Raw genomic sequence first — 22,070 nt, forward strand, 5'->3', positions numbered from 1 at the left:
TATAATCGGGAGTTTTTTTCGTTTATCCTTCGATCCTGCGATTGCAAACCATTTCGCAGCTTTAACGGCTTTTTTATAAGCAGCTTGTATGGTACTATCGATGGGCAATAAAAGAAAGCGCTTCATTATAGCTTGCGTTAAAATAGAAATAAGGACAACTGGGAACGAGGGGATACGGTGTTCAGATCGCTTGATAAGAAAATGAAAATTATTTTGCTATCGGTCATTGTTTTATATGTAATCTTGTCCAGCATGCTCGTATTTCGGACCATGGAGAACAAAAGCTCGGAAATGCAGCGTCAGCTTTCCCTTCAATATACAGGCCAGCAGCACAAAAACGCCCAGCTGTTTATGAAATGGATGGAGGAGATGGCTAGTTTGGTGACAAACAATACAGCCGTTCATGCTTCCCTCACAAGCAGCGAATATGACAATACCATTCCGCCGATATTGGACGGCATGATTTCATCCAACCTCTATATTTTAGATATGGTGATGTACGGGAATAGCGGCAGCGTGTACGCATCAAGCAACGTATCGGCGATACGCTCGTTCCAGGAGACTCAGAAGCTTCCCGAATATACGAAGTTTTTAAGCTCAGATTTAACGTCCGAATGGATTGTACAAGCTTCGAGCTCGCTCGTGTACAAGAACACAGATCCACGCAGAAAGCTGGTTTATGTGGCCAAAATCATCGATACAAACGAGAAGATAACGGGTCTGCTTCTCATGAATGTGGATTTGAAAAAGATGAGCAGCTTCTATCATGCCGACGATCCTGAATTGTATGGCCGTCATCCTACCTATATTATTACGCATGATCATGCGATTTTGAATGCAAATGGCTTGCAGGAAGAGCCTAACGATGTGATTTGGGAAACGCTGCAGGAGGATACACAAGAAGAAGCGAATGAGGAAATGACGATCAATCAGACGGAAGAGGGCATTGTTTTGTTATATCGCTTGTATCATTCCGATGATCGAATCGCGATTCTAATCTCAGGCGAGCCGATCAAAAGCGAACTCCGACTGCTAAGAAATACGCTGATCGGAGTTGGCGCTTTTATTTTGGCACTATTTTTTATACTGATTAAGCGGCTGTCCCGCAGCATTCTAGATCCATTAAAGGATTTGTACAAAAAAATGCGCAGACATCATGAGATTTGATCTAGGCTGAGGCGAATCCGAATAAGGGCAGTCGTTCCTTTTCCGGGTTCGCTCGTTATCGTGAGTCCCGATTCCTTGCCGTATTCGAGCTTAATCCTCTCGTCAACGTTTCTTAGGCCGTAACCGCTTTGAAACAACACATTTTTGTCGGTGCTTTGAATGTTGGATTTGCTTTTAAACCCTACCCCGTCGTCCTTAATTTCAAAATACAGATAGGTCTCGTCTCGCCAGCTTTTAACCTCGACTAATCCTTTTCCTTGTTTCTCACTCATGCCATGTTTAATGGCGTTCTCCACTAATGGCTGAAGAATAAGCTTCAAGATGCGAATTTTCCGAAGCGGCTCTGGGATATCGTAGGTGACATCATATTTGTCTGGAAAACGCATCAGCTCAACCGTTACAAAGCTTTTTACTAAGCGAATCTCTTCCTCAACGGGAATATGCTTGTCCCCTTTATGCAGGCTGATTCGGAAGAAGGTTGCTAACGCAGAAATCATTCTCTCGATTTCAGGTTGTTTTTTCAGCCTGGCCGTCCAAGTGATCGCATCGAGCGTATTGTACAAAAAATGCGGATTGATTTGCGATTGTAACGCGGTTAGCTCCATCACTCGCTGCTTTTCCTTTTCCTCATTGTTTTCGTGAATGAGGTTGTTAATTCGATCAATCATCGTGTAATAGCTGTTTTCGAGCTCACTGATTTCATCGCTCGGTTTGTTTCGATCATTCATGAGCTGCAGCCCGGACTTTCCTATCGCACCCAGCTTCTTTGTTAGATTGAAGACAGGCTCCGTAATTTTGGACGCCAAATAAAAAGATAGAGCTAAGAGACCAACAAAAACGAGCAAAGCGAAATACAGCGCATTGCGGTTTCCTTCCGTAATCGCTGCAAACAATTGTGGCCGCGATACAACGGAAACAAGCTTCCAGCTGACGCCGAATCGGTTCAGGCGGTCGCTCAGCGGATACGTGCTCAAAACATAGTTTTCATGCCCCGATGATACGTTTCGATAACCTGCCGTTTCGCCGGGATGGAACGAATCCGATTCTAGAAGAGTATTGCCGACCACCCGTTTATCCGGATGTGAAATCACTTCATTAGTGACCGAGGCGATATAGGAATAGCCTAGCCCCTCAAACGCTGGCTTATAAAGATTAAACAGCGAAGATTCCTTCACATAGACGAGTATTGTTCCAATGTTTTGGCCTGTATTGAAATTGCGATATTTTTGTCCGAAAACGATATAGGCGTCACCTTTAGCGTTATGCTTCACCTTGCCGATAACAGGCAAAATAGACTCCTCGATTTTGGATAGCAGCAGATCATCCGGATCTTCAAAAATTTCTGTATCGGCGACATATCGGTAACGGGTGCCTTCATTTGTAATGATCACCACGTCGCCGATTAGCTCGTTCTTGGCAACGATGCCTTCCATCAGCGAACGAATACGCGTTTTTTTCTCATCCTCTGCAATGGACAAGTCGCCGATTAGGCGGTAAATGTCTGTATTGACGAGGAAACGGAGCGAAAGCATTTGGATATCATCGACGATCAGCTCTAAGCTGAGCCCGATCTCTTTTTGAATATTGCCAATGTGATTGTACAAATTGTTTTTGAGATACGTGTGCGCGTAAATGTTGAACACACCCAGCATCAAAGTGAGATGCAGCGTCAATCCGGCGATGATGACAAAGACGATTCGGGTTCTAATGTTCATTTTACGCAAAATAGAGGACGACTTGTCGCTGCGATCCTGCTTATTGTTGATATTTGGCATATTCGCTAGGAGACATCCCGGTCATTTTGCGGAAAATTTGGCTGAAATATTTGGAATCGCCGAAGCCAACATGCAGACCGACCTCATAAACGCGGTAGGAGGAGTAGCGCAGCAAACGCTTAGCCTCATCGATGCGATATTCCGTCAGGCACTCATAAAACGTTTTGTTCAGATCCTTCCTAAACAAATGCATCAGATGAGTTGGGCTGACATGAACCTTCTCGGCAACCATGTCGGCTGTAATGTTATCTGCATAATGAAGTCTAATATAGGCGAGCGCGTCCCGAACCTCGCGTCTTGAGCCTAAACGTTCATTTTCTGATTCGAATAAAACGCCACCTAATCCAGAGATGGATTTGCGTGCCGCCTCGCGCGCTTTCACAAACGCAGTGTGTATACCCGCATAGTGGTCAGCAGCTTCAGTGAAGCCTACCGTCAATTGGAAGCCGGCAGAATCTTTTATTTCTTTAATGATAGCGTAACCAAAAGTATACATGGTGGAAGCAAAATCGGTAATTGGCAGGCTCGAAGCCGCGATGACTGTCCATTCTGTCGGTGCACTTTGCAAGAGCGCTATAGTACTCACTGAATGGCTGTTTAAGATCTGGCGAATTTGCTGTTCAATTGCCGACCATTTGGATTGATCAACAAAATCTATCGCTGTAACGGTGTCTGGAATGATAGAGATGACAGCAGCAATCAGCTTATCCTCAGGCGCAATTGCGATACTCAGCCAATCATATTTCTCCTGAATCAATGTGGTGTCAGAGAGTCGCCCGTAAAATAAATCAAGCCAAAATTGCGAGGAGATGGCGCTCTCTTCTTTTTTATATTTTTGAAATTGCATGCGATTTGCTCGTTTTTCAATCGTTTGCCGCCCAATTTGCTGGACCGTTTCTGCCAGCTCATCAATATTTACCGGCTTAAGCAGATAACTGGCTGCGCCATGGCGAAGCGCCTCCTGGGCGTATTGAAATTCATCGTATCCACTGAGCACAATAACGCCGCAATGCAGATTATGCTCTTTTATTTTCTCCAAAAACTCGAGCCCGTTCATATAAGGCATACGCACATCAGTCACAATGACATCGGGCTGATGAAGCAGTGCGAGCTCCAGCCCTTCCACGCCATTGCTTGCATCTCCAATAATCTCTACCCCATATTCGGCCCAATCGATGGTCTCGCGGATTCCTGTCCGAACTAAATATTCGTCGTCGACGATAAGCGCTTTCAACATGGTGTCCGACTCCCCCATAACCCATTGTTGTCGATCCATTTTATTATAATCTATCGTCCTTATTTCGTCAGTGCCATGGAAGGTTCCGACAGAATAATCCACCCTTTCGCAGGATAACAACCTACTGGCAAATCTTTTTACTATGCTACCATGAGCTAAAGCAGCGATTGTCATGAAGAAGGGGAACAACGTTAGCAGCAATCGGCGCTTATATTTCATACCATGTCAAACCATTTCGCAGGGTTGAAGGATGTCGCTCTTCGCAAGGAAGCGTTATCATTTTAATTAAATACATCATTTAGGAAAGGAAGCCAACATGAGCGTAAACGCCGGTACACCCACGTATACTCCTAAGCAGAAAAAATCGACTTTTTTTATGTATTGGATGAAGGAATGGTCCTCGTGGCTTTTAATTATTCCCACGCTGCTTTTTTTCTTTTTCTTTTCATGGCAGCCGTTATTGTCAGGCATTTGGTTATCCTTTTTTAAGACAAAGGGATTTAAAGCGGAGTCATTTATCGGGCTGCAAAATTATATCGATGTCATTACCAATTCGGTATTCCAGCAAACCTTGATCAATACGTTTATGTACGTTTTTTGGTCTCTTGTTATTGGATTTGTCATTCCGATCGTCGTTGCTGTCATGATTAATGAAATGCGGCATTGGAGCTCTTTTTTTCGGTTTTCAGCTTTTTTCCCAAGCATGATTCCGGGAATTGCAGCATCGATGCTGTGGATGTTCCTCTTTGAGCCGAGCGAGAACGGTTTGGTCAATAAAATAATAGGCATGGTCGGCATTCATCCGCAGGGGTGGCTGCAGGACCCAAGCTTGACGATTATTACAATCGTGCTCACGATCACATGGAGAAGCTTCGGGGCAACAACGCTGCTATTTCTAGCCAGTTTGCAGGGTGTGAATAATGAGCTGTATGAGGCGGCTTCAATTGATGGCGCAGGCATATGGCGAAAATTTTGGAACATTACGCTTCCGCAGATATCACCTTTAATAGGCTTAACGCTGATTTTGCAAATTAGTGGTGTTTTCCAAATTTTCAATGAGCCTCTCGTTTTGACAGAGGGCGGCCCTAATAATTCGTCTATGACTCTGCAGCTGCAAAGCTACTTCTATGCCTTCCGATATTTCGAGGCGGGTCATTCGGTGGCACTTGGCGTCATTACCTTTATGATTTTGATGGTTATGACCGTCTACTATTTCAAATTGCAGAAAAAATGGGACAAGGAGTAAGGAGTGAGTAAATGAAAACGGCTAAGTCATCAGGAATTATTGGGGATCTGGAATATAAAACACCTAAGGTTAAAATTATGTATTGGCTATTTTTTGCGATCATGACGATCATTTCACTCGTATGTCTTCTGCCTCCTGTCTGGGTTATTTTGTCCAGCTTCAAGGATGTGAAGGAGTTTTACGAAATTCCGCCTACCATTATTCCGCGGTCTTTTCACATCGAGAAGCTTTGGGACACATGGAATGAGTTCAAGTTTATGCGTTATTATGTGAATACGTCCTATGTGACAATCGGAACGCTTGTATTTACGGTGTTGTTTAATGGATTGGCAGGTTACTTTTTCTCCAAGCTGAAGCCAAAAGGAAGCGCCTTTTTCTTTTTGCTCATACTTTGGACAGTGCTGCTGCCAAGTACAGTCGGAATTGTTCCTTTGTTCGGCAATATTGTCGATTTTCCACTGTTCCATATTAACTTTACGAATACGTATTGGCCATTATGGTTTTTGGCGGCGGTCAATCCCGTTGTCATTCTTATTTTCAAAAACTTTTTCGACACGATTCCAGCTTCCTTGGTCGAATCTGCCCATATTGACGGAGCTTCCAAGCTAAGTATTTTTCTGCGAATTATTTTGCCTTTGAGTGGACCCGTGCTCATCACGATCTCGATCTTAACGATCAACGGCGTATGGAATGACTTTTTCTGGCCGTATATGATTCTGAAAGACCAGTCGCAGTGGACAGTCATCGTTGCTATTTTTAACTTAAAAGCTACGCTGCCTGCAGATATCCAGTTCCTTGGCTTAACGTTTGCCATCGTTCCGCCGGTTCTACTATTTCTAGTCTTCCAGCGCTATATTATGCAGGGCTATTCGATTGCCGGAAGCATCAAAGGTTAAGGAAGCGCGCAGAATATTAAACGGTTTCGCAGATTTGTGCCCTACTGAATGCGATAATGAGTGTGATAGCATTTAGTTGCCGGCAAAATAAGAAAGCGCTTTAAAAGCTCGTAATGTCATCATTCCAAATAGAAGGCTGGGGGATTACAAATGAATTTGAAAAAAAGAAATACTTGGCAGCTTACGTTTATAATGTTGTGCGTGTTTGTTCTCGTTATCGCAGGCTGCGGCAAAAATAGCGGCAATAATGCTGTGGAGCCGACGGCAAGCAGCAATAGCGGTGAAAATAATCCAGCGACGGAAGCGCCTTCCGAAGCTAAGCCTACAACGATCAAAGTCAGCAACTGGCCGAAGCCGAATGAGGAAGCTCAGGTCAAAATTTACACCGATTATGTTGCCAAAATGAAAGAGAAATATCCGCTTATTACAGTGGATAAGGATGAATGGGGCTATGATGTAAGCTCGTTCCTTCCAAAGGCGGCAAGCGGTGAGCTTCCTACCGTGTATGAAACCTTTTTTACTGAAGCAGACAAAATTATCAAGGCTAATTATGCCGCTGATATTACGGATATTATGACTAAAAATGAGTTCGACAAAGCGCTTAACCCAGATTTGCTGAAGCTGGTGCAAAAAGACGGCAAATATTACGGCATTCCAAAAGACGGATACGTGATGGGCCTTATGTACAACGTAAACCTGTTCAAGCAAGCAGGCCTTGTAGATGACAAAGGGGTGCCGAATTTCCCGAAAACCTATGAGGAGCTTGCGCAAACCGCTAAAACGATCAAAGAGAAAACAGGAAAGTCCGGCTTTTTCTTCCCAACCAAAAACAATCAAGGCGGCTGGATGTTCATGAATATCGCATGGGCATATGGCGCTGATTTTGAACAGCAGGTAGATGGCAAATGGAAAGCTGTATTTAATTCCCCAGAGGCTGCTGAAGCGCTTCAATACGTAAAGGATTTGAAATGGAAATATGACGTGCTCCCTGCAAACAATCTAGTTGATGTCGGTACTGATTTATTCCAAATGTTCGGAACAGAGCAAGTGGCGATGAGCTTTGGCATATCCGATTGGGGTAATGCGATCGTTCAAAACATGAAAATGCCAAAGGATAACCTGGCTATGTCTGCACTGCCGACAGGACCAAAAGGAAATGCGACGCTTCTAGGCGGAGGACTATACATGTTTGCGCCGGATGCGACGCCTGAACAATTGGATTCAGCCTTCAAATGGCTGGATGTGAAGGGCTTCTCGCCGCAAACGAGTGAAGAGTCGCTGCTTGGACTTGAAACGCAATCCAAAACAGCTAACGAGCAAGGTTTAATCGTGGGCCCGCACGGACTTCGCGTATGGGTGAACGAGGATCGTATTAAAGCAGAGCAAGCTATTCTTGATAAATACACCAATGTAAATATGGATATGTTCAATGATTACATGACGAATGGTTCGGTTGGTCTTCGCCCTGAGGTGCCAGTCAATGCGCAAGAGCTTTACAAAACGCTTGATGTGGCTATCCAAGCTGTATTAACGAACAAGAATGCAGATCCGAAAGCACTGCTTGAGAAAGCAGCTGCCGATTTCCAAAAGGACTATCTCGATAAAGTGCAATAAGCATCGGAAGTTTTCGGTGAACTCTAAATCCCCAAGGGCAGTCAGCCTTGGGGATTTACAATCAATAGGGCAGCGGCGGAGCCTCTGCGAATGGCAAAGGACAACAGGTGGTGTGGAAGGAGAATGGATGTCGTGAGGAAGCAGAAGGATCAAACTATAAAGGGGCTGCGTGCGAAACAAAAGCAGTTTTTCATTTTGTTTTTATTGATAACGCTTACAGCAGTTTTCTTCTTGGTCGGCGCTTCGCAAAAACGATCGAGCATGGCTTCCGAACCCTTAATCGTTAACGGCCATACAGCTTCAGCAGAACAATTCGGAATGTATTTAGGGTTGAAAAAAGCGCTCGTAGCTGATTATTTCAAGCAAACCTACGGAGCTGAATATACAGATCAGTTCTGGACGACTTCCTACTCCGGCGAAATGCCTTTGCAGAGGTTAATTGATGAAGCTAAAGCGGAGCTGACGAAAACGATAGCTTTGCAGCAGCTGGCGAAAAAGAGTGGAATTGCTGTGGATGGCAGCTACGTATCGTTTCTTAGCGGGATGGAAGCTGAGAATAGCAGGCGCAGCAAGGCTGCAGCAGACGGTGAAATCGTATATGGACCCACTTCCTTCGAAATTGAAGCTTATTACAGCTATTACATGAGCAATTTGGAAAGCGCGACACTTGAAGCAATGCAAAAAAGCGGCAAGCTCTCTGTTCCAGATGACAAAGTAAAACAGGCATATGAAACGGATAAGCAGACGAAGTATTCGCTCTCGGGGCATGTAAAGCTTAAATGGGCGGTGCTGCCCTATGGAAAAGGAGCCGCTTTGATTAATAAGAACGAGGCTCTCCGCGTTATGGAACAGTTGAAAAAAGCAGCTGTAGACCAAGCAAGCTTCATCGATTCTGCCAAGCAGCTTGCGATAGAGGTGATGGATGCAAGCTTAACGAGTGCAACTCGTCGTACCGCGGCTCTAGAGAGTCCAATAGCGGTGCAGCAAGCAGAGCGTATCCAGGAGGATCAATTGAGCGATATTTTCGAAGAGAACGGAGAGCTGCATCTACTGTATTGCATTTCTAAAGGAGAGCCAGGTCTCCAATCCTATGAGAAAGTGAAAGACGCGATAGCAAGCCAGTTGTTGTCTGAACAATTTCGCGAAATCGCTCAGCAGGAATCAAGACTAGCGACGGTTGAATGGGATAGCGAGCGTGCAGAACGTCTTGCACGAGGCTGGTTAGGCATAACGAAATTATAGCTTTTCATTAATAAATGAATTTCTATTCTTTTTTAAGAAGGAGCCATGAAAAATGTTGAAGAAGTGGATGAATGCGATGCTGGTCCTCACGCTGCTCAGCATGCTGGCATTGCCAGCTGCGAGCGTATCTGCGCATGATGCAGTATCGATTGAAGATGCGTTAACGGATAACTCCAAGATGTTTGCGAGTTCGCCAAACTGGACATTTGACAATACGAATCCGCATTTTTTTGGAGGCGATGAATCTAGGGCGGTTAGAACGTCAACGACGACGGAGTATGCTGTGTATAAGCTGGATGGCATTCAGTCCTTTGCCTTGCAAGCTTATTATTTCTCCGGATCAACTGCGGTCGTTACGTTTTATGGCTCAGCGGACGGTTCTGCTTGGACAGAAATTCCTTCCCAATATTCAGATCCTGTAGGAACAGGCTCCGGCTGGTATGGCAAGGAATACAGCTCTTCGGGAGCACTGCCAAGCGGAATCGATTATTTGAAAATTGAAGTGAGCGGAGACATCGATACTTGGCTTATGCAGCTTGGATCGATTACGGTTTCCAATCTGTCAACGGCACCTCAGACGATTGACGATAAGCTTGATGACATTTCCAAGCTTGCTTCGTTTACGGCTAATTGGTCGATTGACACCACCAATCCGGCTTTTTTTGGCGGGGATGCTTCTAGAATCGTGAGAACGGCTGTGTCGGATGAGTCAGTCGTTTATCATCTGCATGGCATTAAGCATTTTGCAGCAAGGCTTCACTCCTTCGCAGGTTCAACGGGCGTTATTACGTTTTATGGCTCGCCGGATGGCGCGGTGTGGACAGAGCTTGCTGCTATACATGATACGCCTGAATCGACCGGGGACGGGGCTTGGTCAGGAGCTACATATACGCCGGCTGATCCGCTGCCCGCAGACATTAATTATTTAAAAGTAGAATTATCTGGCGATCTGGCGAATTGGCTCATGCAGCTGGGCTCTGTAACGCTTGCGAATGTGGTGCCTGGAAACGGCGGCGGCACAGGAGGCGATGGCGATTATTTCGTAGATGCCGCGGCTGGCAGCGACAGCAATGACGGCAAATCGCAAAACACGGCATGGAAATCGTTTGCGAATGTCAATAATACGACTTTTGCAGCGGGTGACCGCATCTTGCTCAAAAAAGGCAGCGTATGGAACGAGCGGCTGTATCCCAAGGGCAGCGGGACAGCGGAAGCGCCGATAACGATTACGACTTACGGCAGCGGCAGCAAGCCAATCATTAACGGCGGCGGCATGGCCGGGGGTGCTGTATATCTTCGCAATTCTTCGAACGTTGTTATTCAAAGTTTGGAAGTAACCAATTACGCCGCTGAACGCGGAACGACATACCGAGAGGGCATTCTTGTTGAAAATGCAAACGCGGGTACGCTGACAAACATTCAGATTTTGGATAACTACGTGCATGACGTATCAAGCAGCTTCAGATATCCGACCGAATCAGGAGCAGAGGGCGGACCCCATGCCTTTGGGGGAATTTCCGTATATGTAGGCGGCACTACCGCAACGGATAAGTTCGATCAAGTGCTCATTCAAGGAAATACGGTGGAGCGTATTGGACGAACGGGCATTGTCGTATGGGATCAGCGCTGGAATGGACAGGATTTCGCTTCAACTGGCGTGAAAATCCGTCAAAACTATGTGAAGCAAGCCGACAGCGACGGCATTCTTACTTTCGGCGTCGATGGCGCGTTAATTGAACATAATGTGGCGGAAGGCGGCGGCAATTACTCTGAGGTCGGTGAGTTTAACGGTTCAGCTGCGATTTGGCCGACTCGTGGCAAAAACAATGTGGTGCAGTTTAATGAATCCTTTAATACGAATAAGCCGGAAGGCGACGGCCAAGGCTTCAATTTAGATATTGATACGAACAACAGCGTCGTTCAATACAACTACAGCCATGACAATAAAGGCGGCTTTATTCTCTTTGTAGATGCGCGCTTAACTCCGGGCGTGCTGGTCGGCTCTTCAAACAATGTGGTTAGGTACAACATCAGCCAAAACGACCTGACTCATACGTTTAACTTTGCGGGCGGAGTTTCGCCTAATACGCAAATTTACAACAACAGCATTTATATCGGAACAGGTCAAAATACAAAAATTATGGATCATGAGTGGAATGAAGCAGGGGACCTGCAGGCTGCTTTTTCATTCAAAAACAATCTCATTTATAATCTTGGAACAGGTGATTATCATGTGCCGGGCATGAATGGCGTTTTTGACCATAACTTGTTTTATGGCAACCATCCAATCAATGAGCCTGCTGACCTGAACAAAGTTACGGGTAACCCGATGCTCGTTTATCAAGGCGGCGGCAGCAAAGGCTGGAACACAGTTGATGGTTACAAGCTAAGAGCCGGCTCTCCTGCTTTGGGTGCTGGTACGCTCATTGCTGACAATGGCGGTCTTGATTATTGGGGTAATCCGGTATCCAGCACGGAATCTCCGAATATTGGCGCTTATAATGGAGCAGGCTTAGATCCGGCGACGCTGCCGGAGCCGCCTGTCGATGATTTGAGATTGTATTTCCAAGGCTTGAAGGTCATACCGAGTATTACCGACGACGATGGCGGCAGCAAGTCGCTCCGTCTTCAGTTCGTAAATAGCTCTGAAAAAGACAGCTTAAGGGTTGGAAAAATTGCTTGGGAGGTTGGTAAAGGTTCGGGCTTTGGCACAATCAGCGGCACGGATACGAAAGTCCCTGTCGTCGCGCCAAGCGGGCAATCGACGTATGTCATTCCTTTGCCGGGCTTGGCTGAAGGGGTTAAATATCCGCTTGATTTGAAGGTTGAAATTGCCGGATATGAGAACATTCATATGACAAGAGAGATTGATTTTAACCGCATATTGCATGAAACGGACAGCCGCCATCCTATAACGATTGATTTGGCAAAAGGCAGCAATGTGATCACAGGTTTTCAAGGCGACGATGACTTAAGCGGTACAGCCAAGCTGCGCTGGGATGAAGGCTTTTTCTATCTCTCAGCAAGCATAAAAGATGATGTGTTTAACCATGCAGCCTCAAGCAGCTCGATTTGGCAAAACGATGGTATTCAGTTCAGCGTAGCGCCTGGTGTTCCCGGCGAGAGCCAGTCCTGGTATGAATACGGCATTTCGCAGACGCCGGACGGGCCGCAAATTTATCGCTGGCTTACGATGCAAGGCAAAGCAACAGGTTCAGTAACGAATGGAACGCTTAACGTAACGCGAAATGAAGAGACGAAGATAACTTCCTATGAGCTGAAGCTTCCTTGGAGCGAGCTTTATCCGATCCAAGCCGCTGCGAATCAAGCATTAAGCTTCTCGATGCTGGTCAACGATAATGATGGCGCAGGCCGCAAAGGATATATCGAGTGGGGCTCGGGTATTGGCGGAGTGAAGGACCCGGCGCTATTCCGTACCTTCCAGCTGCTGGCTAAAGCAACGGTCACTCCACCGACACCAGATGGAAGCACAGGCGGCAACGGCAGCAATGGCAGCTTGAACACGATTAACAAGGGCATCATTACAGCAAAAGGAGCTAGTATCGACAAGGGGATTACTCAAATCAATATTTCCAACGAGGAGCTTAACAAAGCACTCGAAGGGGCGAAAGACGGGCAATTGGTCATTAATGTGGTACCGTCTGGAGCAGATGCTAAGGGTGCTTCCATTCACATTTCCGCAGCAGCGTTAAAGGATGGGAAAGCCGGGGGAAAAGAATTGATCGTCACCGCAAATGGCGCATCGCTTTCCATTCCAGTAGAAGCTCTCTTAAGCCGCCTGCCAGCTGGATCGAAGCAGGTGGAGATCACGATTGTCCAGCAAGGAGACGCTTCGCTTCCGCAAAGCTTACAGCAAAAATGGAAAGGTAATCCGATTTACGATTTCTTCGTTAAGGCTGATGGAGCAGCTGCCCGCAAGTTTGATTCGAAGTCGCCGATAAAGGCGACAATGAAATACGAGCTGAAGCCAGATGAGCAGGCTCATCAGGTTGTTGTATATACGATTCTAGAAGATGGCCGTGTAGAAGCGGTGAAACAAGTAAAATACGATTCCGTTACGGGGACAGTAACTTTCCAGACTAATCTTTCTAGCCGTTACACAGCTGCCTATGCAAATGTACATTTTACAGACGTCAAAGCTGCATCGCGGACAATTATTGAAGCTTTAGCAGCTCGTGAAATTGTGAAATGTGTGGGGGAGAGCAGGTTTGAGCCTAATCGTTCCATTACCCGCGGCGAGTTTGTTCAGCTTCTCGTCAATGCCCTCGATTTGGCATCTGCTGCTGCTGGGTCTAGCAGCTTTACGGATGTCCGTAAGGAAGCATGGTATTATGCTGCGGTTTCCACGGTCCAGGCGCTGGGTATTGTAAACGGAAAAGGAGACGGCTCGTTTGGCGTATCGGATGTCATTACCCGTGAGGAAATGGCTGTCATTGCTTTCCGCGCAATAGAGGCGGTTGTGAAGCTGCCAAAAGCGGCTGGCGAATCGGATATTTTTAAGGACCAGAGCCAAATAAGCGGTTACGCTTTGGAGGGAATTATTGCTTTGCAGCAGGCGGGATTCATCAAAGGGTACGAGGATGGATCATACAAACCAAAAGGCTTTTCTACCCGCGCGGAAGCAGCAGCAGTTATTTACCGGTTGATGGGGTTATAGGTTTGTTGAAAGGACTGCACTCTTGTTGAAAAACAGGAGGGCGGTCTTTTTTTCTATAGTAAAATCGGCTGATTGCTGGAAATTTGCAAGGAGAACAAGGATTTTGAAGGAAATTAAGCAAAAAAGGAAGCCTACTTAACCATTTCGCAGGGTTGTCGGATATTATCCTACGATATAAAGCGCTATCATAAAATGAAAATGGCAGGCCAAATCAACATTAGCCAACTACTCGGAGGTCGTTTCCATGAACTGTTTGTCTTATGTTAATCCGCTGCAAGGAACGGATTCTGTGTATACGTTCTCGAACGGAAATACGCTCCCGCTCGTTTCAAGACCTTGGGGTACTGCTTCATGGAGTCCGCAATCCCATGAGGACGGAGCGGGATGGTTTTACCATCCCTCCCACCGCAGATTTCAAGGCCTGCGGCTAACGCATCAGCCTAGCCCGTGGATAAGGGATTACGGGCATCTTGTTGTCATGCCGCAGAGCGGACCTATTTATTTAGATGCGGATTCCCGTGCTTCCTCCTATAGATCAGATGAAATGGTCGTGCAGCCGCATTATTTTCGAATTCGGCTTCCTCGTTACGAAGCATCGCTGGAGCTGGTTCCGGGAATGAGGAGTGCGCGCCTTACATTTACTTTCGACAGGAGAGAGGACTGCAGAGTTATCGTATCTCCTTTTGAAGGGGAGTCCTCAATTTTAATTGATAGCGCCAATCGCCGCGTGACGGGCTTTACTCGTGCTCATCACGGGGAAGTACATGAGAATTTTGCGATGTACTTTGTTATGGACTTTGATTGTGATTTGCAGGATGAGCAAAGCGGTACATTTAATGGGGATTTCACTGCGCGCGAGCAGCTGGCAGGAGCGGGAGAACGAGTAGGCGCTTTCGCTGGACTTGCTGTCCCTGCGTCTGGGATCGTCAATGTTCGCTTGGGCACTTCCTTCATCAGCCATGAGCAGGCGCTTTGGAATATGCAGCAGGAGCTGGGCGATTTAAGCTTTGCGCAATTGCAGGAACAAGCTGCACAGGATTGGGAGCAACGACTGAGCACAATAAAGGTGGAAAGTGAAGATAAGGATGAGATGAGCACCTTCTATACATGCTTATATCGCACCTGTCTATTTCCTCGGACATGGCATGAATACAGCCCTGCTGGAGAACAAGTACATTTTAGTGCTTATGACGGTAACGTTCATAAAGGCCCTATGTATATGGATATTGGTTTTTGGGATATCTATCGTACGAGCCTTCCGCTGTACAGCCTTTTATTTCCTTCCCTGCTGGGTGAAATGACAGAAGCATGGGTTCATATTTATAAGGAAAGCGGCTGGATGCCCAAGTGGATTTCGCCTGCGGAACGAAGTGCCATGCCGGGTACATTAATCGATGCTGCAATAGCAGATGCTTATGTGAAAGGCATTCAAGGGTTTGATGTGCAAGCGGCATACGAAGGGCTGCGCAAGCATGCCACACTCGCTTCAAGTGATGGGAAGCATGGACGAAAAGGATTGGCAGCCTACATCGAATATGGCTATTTGCCGGATAATCTTTTCCACGAAAGCGTAAGCAACGCCTTGGATTATTATTACGGTGACTTCTGCATTGCTCAGATGGCGAAAGGCCTCGGCAAAGAGGAGGATTATCGTTTCTTTATGGAGAGAGCGGCGAACTATAACAAGCTGTTTGACGCTGGCGAAGGTTTCATGAAAGGCCGCAATGAGCAAGGGCAGTGGCAGGAGCACTTCGATCCATTGCAGTGGGGCAATCCGTTTTGCGAAGGCGGAGCTTGGCAGTGCAGCTGGTCCGTACCGCATGATATAGCTGGGTTAGCAGAGCTGATGGGCGGAAATGATGCTTTTGCGAAAAAGCTCGATGAACTGATGACGATGCCACCTCTGTTCAAAACAGGCACGTACGGCACGGAAATTCATGAAATGTCGGAAATGGCTGCGATAAATTTTGGCCAATTTGCCATTAGCAATCAGCCTAGCTTCCTTATTCCCTATATTTATACCGTAATCGGCAAGCCGTCCCGAACGCAATATTGGGTGAGAAAAGCGATGAAGGAACTGTTCAGCAGCAGGCCGGATGGACTGCCTGGCGATGAGGACAATGGGAGCCTGAGCTCTTGGTATATATGGAGTGCGCTTGGCATGTATCCATTCTGTCCCGGAACTCCGGAATATGTCATGGGCAGCCCCTTGTTCCGCAAAGTGACCATTCAATTGGAGAACGGCAAGGAGCTTGTCATTGAAGCGGAGAACAACGGTGCTGAAAATGTATATTGGGATAAACTAAGTGTAAACGGCGAACCGTGGCATAAGCTGTCGATCAGTCATGATCAGCTGGCGGCTGGAGCGGAGCTTCAATTCCATATGGTGAACGCGCCTTCTGGAAGAGTAACACTGAGTAATGCTTTGCCATACTCGATGAAAAATGAGGCTGCTTATGCGCCCGAATAATTTGATTTTTGCTCCTGGCCGTTATGTCCCTATTAGCCCATTTGCTATTCTTGACGGTACCTCGTCGTTCGCAGATATAAAGGTGAACCCGAAGCTTTTAGCAGCTCTTACGGAAAGCGAAGCAACGATTAAAGCGGCTCGTTATACGGATAAAAAGGTTGATTATTTGGAAGTAGAGCAGGTGGATATGAATGGCGGAATTGTTCGCATACCATCAGTGACAGCGGGTATTTATACCATTGTCACAGAGAAGCTGCATAATGATTTTCCGATTGTGACAAATTGGAATGCCGCATTAAATGGCGGCAGAGGCGGTTCACAGGCAGGCGGCACCGATGGAATCGGCGTTCTTCGACTGCATGAGGAAACGGGCGAATGTAAAGTCGAACTGCCGCTGCAGGACAATGATATCGCCAGTCCTTATTATTACCGGACGGATGCTTATGCTTTGTTCGCAGCGGAAAAGGACGGCGAGCATCAAAGGACGCCAGCCTATGAACGGTATATTGGCGAGACGTATAGCGTGGTTCGCGTGACAGATGAAGCAGCTTTGAAGCTATCGGATGAAGTGATGAAACTTACGGGTTATCCTGTCATTTTCCGCAATCCGGGGACAGCACTTGACGAGCTAGAAGGAGTACCTGCCTTTCAGCTTGTACATGGACGTATTGCGGGTCAAGGCGAGCATCGCAGTATGGTTAGCTACATCCTTCCTCCGGAGTGGTCTCGTACACCTGAAGCACGGTATCCTGCTTTATTCAGCGGGTTTTATGATCAGAATGAAAATGTGTTTGCAAACGTTGGGCCAGCTCTTCTAAACGTGCTTGGCCAGACGTTATTGGACACAGGGAAAGGTGCAGTCGGCATCATATGGAACGGCGGGGGTTCGTTCGGTACGAGAACGATGCACGGCTCTTTGTATGAGAACTTGGACGATCTGTTCCTAACCGCTATAGAACAGTTCGCCGTGGATGGGAATGCCATTGTGACGGTTGGCGGCTCACGCGGAGGCATAACAAGCTTAATTGCGGCGGGTAATCCGAATAGCAGTGTGTACTCCGTTCGTTATGCCATCTGCTATAATGTGCCGCTCGCTTTTGGAGAACCTTTTAAGGAAATGCTTAATCCTACCTGTCCGGTATGCTGGCGCGCGGTTTGCGAGGATACGGGTTATAAATACGCGTGGCAGCCTGGCTGGCAGGATGGGGACGGCCGCCGCGCAGTTGATCTATTTTTCACAACGCTGCTTGGTACTGATGATATGGAGCTTATTGCGAGCGAGCGAAGCCCAGCGTCGAATCAAATCATACATGCCTTGAAGTCCAAAGGGACTAAGGTTTGGCTGACGCACGGAACGCATGACGCGTATACCTCGAGCTGGCTGTCCTTTGAGTGGGCAGATCGCGCCCGCAGGCATGGCGTGGACGTTAGGCATGAAATCGGCTACCGTTACGGACATAACAATTGTACAGATCCATTCCAAAGCGCAAAAACCTGCTTAAAAGCTCTTCTGAATCAAGTGGATTTGCCAATAGAGGGAACATGGCATTATCGCAGGGCTAGCGAAGTGCAGGAAGAGTGGGAGCGATCGGAGCAATTCGAGCCGACACATCAGCCGGTATTTGTGGAAGCGCCTAAAATTGCTGTTGTGGGACTGCCTATTCTTCTTATCGTCTATGGCGAGCCGGGCATGGAATACGAGTTGATCTTGCATCCTTCGAGCGAGGTGGAACGGGCGGAGCCTGTTGTTCTCATGGCAGGTACGATGAGCCAGTTGGAAGGCTATCGCACGACATTTTCCTTTGAGAAAACCGTTCAGATCGTGTCAGAGCAGATTAAGCCGGGGTTGTATGATTACCGTTTGCTTTTTAGAAGAAATGGCTCGGAGAAGTGGGAGAACACGGCTGTATATTGCCCACATCCCGGCTTTGAAGGACAGGCGACGCTTACGGTAACAAAGGACATTCCGAACTTCGCAAGCAATGAGTGGCTTGAACAGACGACAAAACATGCAATTGGTTGGGGACTAAGCGAGGCTTAATAATAAGGGGATGCTCCTTAAGTAGACTTTTCTACTTGAGGAGCATCCCTTTTTTAAAATATAAGAATTTATAAGTTTTTTAGCTAATATAGGGTTTATATTTCTCCGTCAAAGCTGCTTCAGCATCCAGAGGACGCTGAAGGCGTTTTTGCTTGTAGGCTTGAATAACGCCTAAAAGTAGGCATACGGGACATAAACACAAAGAGATGCAGCTTCATATGATGAAGAGTATAGCCTGAGTAAAGGATGCGCGTAGGAGGAAATAGGAGTCGTGGGAGGGAATGCAAATGGCGTTGTATCACAATATCCACGCACTAATTGGCAATACGCCGCTAGTTGAGCTTACAGGTTTTGCGCTGCCAGAAGGTGTAACGCTTTATGCGAAGCTTGAGTATAAAAATCCGGGAGGAAGCGTCAAGGATCGGCTTGGCGTCGAGCTGCTGAATGCCGCGTTCGCAAACGGACAGCTGAAGCCCGGAGGAACCGTTATCGAAGCGACAGCAGGCAATACGGGAATAGGTCTGTCATTGGCGGCGATCGGACGGGGAGTATCGACGATCTTTGTTGTCCCCCATAAATTCAGCATAGAGAAGCAGCAATTGATGAGGGCGCTTGGCGCACAAATTGTAAATACGCCAACAGAGCTTGGCATAGCAGGTGCGGTGCAGAAGGCGGAAGAGCTGATGAAGGAAATCCCCGGTTCCTATTCGCCAAGACAATTTTCTAATGCAGCAAATCCGTTAACCTATTACAAAACGTTAGGACCCGAGATATGGCAAGACTTGAATGGTGCGGTTGACGTTTTTGTTGCCGGAGCGGGAACGGGGGGCACCTTCATGGGAACAGCGCAGTATTTGAAGGAGCAGAGCCCAAAGGTGAAGACGGTTATTGTTGAGCCGGAAGGCTCCATACTTGGCGGCGGAGCACAAGGGCCGCACAGAATAGAGGGAATTGGCGTGGAGATGCTGGCTCCATTTATGGATAGCAGCTATTTCGATGCCATTCATACGATAAAGGATGAGGATGCTTTTGCAAGGGTGAAGGAGCTGGCGCAGCTCGAAGGAATGCTTGTCGGCAGCTCATCGGGCGCCGCACTGCATGCGGCGTTGCTTGAAGCGGAAGCAGCTGCGCCCGGCAGCCGAATCGTTACTATTTTTCCAGATGGCAGTGAGCGGTACTTAAGCAAACAGATTTACAACGGAGGTGCTTAAGCTGAGGCGAAAAACAAAGCTCATTCATGGAGGCAGCCCTTTTGACCCTTTTACAGGTGCGGTCAGCGTTCCCATTTACCAAGTGAGCACCTATAAACAGGACGACATCGGCGTTCATAAAGGGTATGAATATTCACGTACGGGCAATCCAACACGTCATGCACTGGAGCAGTATATTGCTGATTTAGAGGAAGGTGCAAGAGGTTTTGCTTTTAGCTCAGGCATGGCAGCGATTAACGCTGTATTTTCGCTACTGAGCGCTGGCGATCATATTATTTTGACGGATGATGTGTATGGGGGAACGTATCGCATTGTGACGAAGGTGCTGAGCCGACTGGGGATTGAAGCGACCTTTGCGGATACGACGAGCCTAGAAGATATGGAGAAGGCGCTTCAACCGAATACAAAAGCATTGTTTGTGGAAACACCGACAAATCCGCTGCTTAAAGTCACGGACATTGCAGGTGTAGCCGCTTGGGCCAAAGCGAGGCAGCTGCTATTCATTGTGGACAATACGTTCAGCACGCCATATTGGCAAACCCCGATAACACTAGGCGCTGATATCGTGCTGCATTCCGCTACCAAATATATTGGCGGGCATAGCGATGTTGTCGCTGGTCTGGCTGTTGTGAACGACGATAAGCTGGGCGAGGAGCTGCATTTTGTGCAAAATGCGACGGGAGGCGTGCTTGGTCCTCAGGATTCGTGGCTGCTCATCCGCGGGTTGAAGACACTTGGCCTCCGCATGGAAGCTCATGAAGAGAATGCTGAGGCAATCGTCGCTTATTTATCGCGTTTGGAAACCATTCAAAACATCTATTACCCTGGGCTGCCGAGCCATCCGCAGCATGAGCTTGCGAAGAGGCAGGCACGCGGCTTTGGCGGCATTATATCATTTGACGTAGGCAGCGCGGAGAAAGCGTCTGCGATGATCAGAAAGTTGAAATATTTTACGCTTGCTGAGAGCTTAGGTGCTGTAGAGAGTCTTATTTCCGTTCCCGCGAGAATGACGCATGCATCTATACCAAGCGAGCGGCGGAAGCAGCTTGGCATTACGGATGGTTTAGTGCGAATATCAGTCGGGATTGAAGATAGCGAGGATTTGCTTGAAGATCTAGAGCAGAGTCTTAAGTCATGAAAAATTAGCCTATTGCAACTTATATTCATCTTTGTTCGTTAGTTTGGGTACGCACCAAAAGACTAACAACAAAGGATGGTAGACAAATGGCCTTTAAACAATTGTTAAATAAAAACCTCATGATAGCATCTCTTTCGTCCGCTTTATTTCTTAGTGCAGCAGTTAGCGGAGCAACCGCTTATGGCGCTTCAGCCGTTTCGCCTGCTCCTCTTCAATTTCAAATAGGAAGCACCAAATCGATTGATTACCGCGGAGAGCATAAGCTTGCGGTGGCGCCTTATTTACAGAACGGTATTGCGATGGTCCCTGTCAGAGCGCTGGCTGAGGGATTGCAAGCAAACATTCAATTGGATGCGGCAGCGAAACAAATTATTTTAACCCGTGCTGGACTTGCAGTGACTCTTACTCAAAATAGCGATGCGGTAGTTGGGAGCTTCATTAAAAACGTGAAGCTGCCTGCCAAAGTTGTTGTTATTAAAGGCACGACCTTCATACCGGCAAAAATGGTAGCACAGCTGTTAGGAGCAAAAACGAGCTGGGACGCGAAGCAGAAAAAAGTTACCGTGCAAACGAGTGAGGCTGCGCTATCGCTCCATTATAACTTTGACCAGGGCGAGGAAGGCTGGAATGGAGCTTTTGCCGATTTGCCAGTAGACTACAATCCGGATATTTACGAGCTGCAATACGCTAGAGAACTGCTTCCTCTTGCGAATAACAAGACTAATTACGCACTGAAGCTTAAAGGGATGAATCGTAGCGATGATTTGTTTATGTTCGCGACGAAGAAGATCGACGGGCTGAAGCCAAACACGGTATATCAAGCATCATTATCCTTTAAGCTGTATACGGATCAATCGGGCGGCATGATGGGTGTTGGCGGCGCTCCTGGAGAGGCTGTCAGCATCAAAGCAGGCTTTGTAAGCAAGGAGCCTCAAGCTGTCAAGGTTGATAGCGGTGGCGATCATTACTATCGAATGAATTTGGATAAAGGCAATCAGAAGACCGAAGGCAAAGATATGAAGATCGTTGGAAACATGGTGCAGCCGGATGATTCGCTGAAAGGCTTTCAGCCAGTCGCCATGGATTATACGGCAACATTGCAAACCAACGAGAAGGGTGAGCTTTATGTCATTGTGGGCAGCGACTCCGGCTATGAGGGTCTGACAACTTTGTACCTCGATGACATGAAAATTGAGCTTTCGCCAAAGGGCTAATCATAACATTGCATAACATTGCATAACATTGAAAAAAAGCGATTTCTTAATGGTTCTTAACTATTAAGCATCGCTTTTTTTTGTTTTAGGATTGATTTGGTGCAAATTTCGAACGAAGGGCTGTCGCTTTTAGGGGTCTCG

General features: G+C 47.0%; 13 protein-coding genes. 11 read left to right on the forward strand and 2 right to left on the reverse strand.

What is annotated here, in order from left to right:
- Positions 1 to 177: 177 nt before the first annotated feature.
- Positions 178 to 1,167: a cache domain-containing protein gene (locus AC0VYE_RS01930; protein ID WP_076268552.1), complete on the forward strand. Its 990-nt coding sequence runs from the start codon at positions 178 to 180 to the stop codon at positions 1,165 to 1,167.
- Here AC0VYE_RS01930 and AC0VYE_RS01935 read toward each other — a convergent pair.
- Positions 1,155 to 2,942 carry a sensor histidine kinase gene (locus tag AC0VYE_RS01935; protein ID WP_076268551.1) on the reverse strand — a complete coding sequence of 596 codons (1,788 nt, stop codon included), beginning with the start codon at positions 2,940 to 2,942 and terminating at the stop codon, positions 1,155 to 1,157. The two genes, AC0VYE_RS01930 and AC0VYE_RS01935, sit on opposite strands and share 13 nt — an antisense overlap.
- A complete protein-coding gene (locus AC0VYE_RS01940; protein ID WP_475445686.1) occupies positions 2,923 to 4,179 on the reverse strand; it encodes a response regulator transcription factor in 1,257 nt (418 codons plus the stop codon). Before AC0VYE_RS01940 ends, AC0VYE_RS01935 begins: the two co-directional genes overlap by 20 nt.
- Before the next feature lie 316 nt (positions 4,180 to 4,495).
- Between AC0VYE_RS01940 and AC0VYE_RS01945 the strand changes: the two genes are divergently transcribed.
- The 10 genes from AC0VYE_RS01945 (at position 4,496) to AC0VYE_RS01990 (ending at position 21,929) form a co-directional block, all read left to right on the forward strand.
- Complete coding sequence (locus AC0VYE_RS01945; RefSeq protein ID WP_218639591.1) at positions 4,496 to 5,425, forward strand: carbohydrate ABC transporter permease; 930 nt, start codon at positions 4,496 to 4,498, stop codon at positions 5,423 to 5,425.
- Positions 5,426 to 5,436: 11 nt separating this feature from the next.
- Positions 5,437 to 6,321 (forward strand): carbohydrate ABC transporter permease, encoded by an 885-nt coding sequence (locus AC0VYE_RS01950; RefSeq protein ID WP_076268549.1) that lies wholly within the window; start codon positions 5,437 to 5,439, stop codon positions 6,319 to 6,321.
- Positions 6,322 to 6,471: 150 nt separating this feature from the next.
- Complete coding sequence (locus AC0VYE_RS01955; protein ID WP_076268548.1) at positions 6,472 to 7,935, forward strand: ABC transporter substrate-binding protein; 1,464 nt, start codon at positions 6,472 to 6,474, stop codon at positions 7,933 to 7,935.
- Between the two features lie 132 nt (positions 7,936 to 8,067).
- The gene (locus AC0VYE_RS01960; protein WP_475445689.1) at positions 8,068 to 9,177 is read left to right on the forward strand and encodes a hypothetical protein; all 1,110 of its coding nucleotides are present in this window, start codon (positions 8,068 to 8,070) and stop codon (positions 9,175 to 9,177) included.
- 52 nt (positions 9,178 to 9,229) lie between these two features.
- Positions 9,230 to 13,855, forward strand: a complete 4,626-nt coding sequence (locus AC0VYE_RS01965; protein WP_475445691.1) for an S-layer homology domain-containing protein — start codon at positions 9,230 to 9,232, stop codon at positions 13,853 to 13,855.
- A gap of 244 nt (positions 13,856 to 14,099) precedes the next feature.
- Positions 14,100 to 16,325 carry a GH92 family glycosyl hydrolase gene (locus AC0VYE_RS01970; protein ID WP_475445693.1) on the forward strand — a complete coding sequence of 742 codons (2,226 nt, stop codon included), beginning with the start codon at positions 14,100 to 14,102 and terminating at the stop codon, positions 16,323 to 16,325.
- Positions 16,312 to 18,366: a hypothetical protein gene (locus AC0VYE_RS01975; RefSeq protein WP_475445694.1), complete on the forward strand. Its 2,055-nt coding sequence runs from the start codon at positions 16,312 to 16,314 to the stop codon at positions 18,364 to 18,366. Before AC0VYE_RS01970 ends, AC0VYE_RS01975 begins: the two co-directional genes overlap by 14 nt.
- A 287-nt stretch (positions 18,367 to 18,653) precedes the next feature.
- Entirely contained in the window at positions 18,654 to 19,577 is a 924-nt protein-coding gene (locus AC0VYE_RS01980; protein WP_475445696.1) for a PLP-dependent cysteine synthase family protein, read from the forward strand.
- A gap of 1 nt (position 19,578) precedes the next feature.
- Positions 19,579 to 20,715, forward strand: a complete 1,137-nt coding sequence (locus AC0VYE_RS01985) for a bifunctional cystathionine gamma-lyase/homocysteine desulfhydrase (protein ID WP_475449391.1) — start codon at positions 19,579 to 19,581, stop codon at positions 20,713 to 20,715.
- A gap of 86 nt (positions 20,716 to 20,801) precedes the next feature.
- Positions 20,802 to 21,929, forward strand: coding sequence for a copper amine oxidase N-terminal domain-containing protein (locus tag AC0VYE_RS01990; RefSeq protein ID WP_475445697.1), 1,128 nt, complete (start codon positions 20,802 to 20,804; stop codon positions 21,927 to 21,929).
- The last annotated feature ends 141 nt before the right edge of the window (positions 21,930 to 22,070 follow it).

It is taken from the genome of Pristimantibacillus sp. Z349TD_6, assembly GCF_056173205.1.

Bases quoted from the DNA above. Each gene is read 5' to 3' on its own strand.
- AC0VYE_RS01935 (WP_076268551.1), bottom strand. From the start codon at position 2,942: ATGCCAAATATCAACAATAAGCAGGATCGCAGCGACAAGTCGTCCTCT.
- AC0VYE_RS01940 (WP_475445686.1), bottom strand. From the start codon at position 4,179: ATGTTGAAAGCGCTTATCGTCGACGACGAATATTTAGTTCGGACAGGA.
- AC0VYE_RS01945 (WP_218639591.1), top strand. From the start codon at position 4,496: ATGAGCGTAAACGCCGGTACACCCACGTATACTCCTAAGCAGAAAAAA.
- AC0VYE_RS01950 (WP_076268549.1), top strand. From the start codon at position 5,437: ATGAAAACGGCTAAGTCATCAGGAATTATTGGGGATCTGGAATATAAA.
- AC0VYE_RS01955 (WP_076268548.1), top strand. From the start codon at position 6,472: ATGAATTTGAAAAAAAGAAATACTTGGCAGCTTACGTTTATAATGTTG.
- AC0VYE_RS01965 (WP_475445691.1), top strand. From the start codon at position 9,230: ATGTTGAAGAAGTGGATGAATGCGATGCTGGTCCTCACGCTGCTCAGC.
- AC0VYE_RS01970 (WP_475445693.1), top strand. From the start codon at position 14,100: ATGAACTGTTTGTCTTATGTTAATCCGCTGCAAGGAACGGATTCTGTG.
- AC0VYE_RS01975 (WP_475445694.1), top strand. From the start codon at position 16,312: ATGCGCCCGAATAATTTGATTTTTGCTCCTGGCCGTTATGTCCCTATT.
- AC0VYE_RS01980 (WP_475445696.1), top strand. From the start codon at position 18,654: ATGGCGTTGTATCACAATATCCACGCACTAATTGGCAATACGCCGCTA.
- AC0VYE_RS01990 (WP_475445697.1), top strand. From the start codon at position 20,802: ATGGCCTTTAAACAATTGTTAAATAAAAACCTCATGATAGCATCTCTT.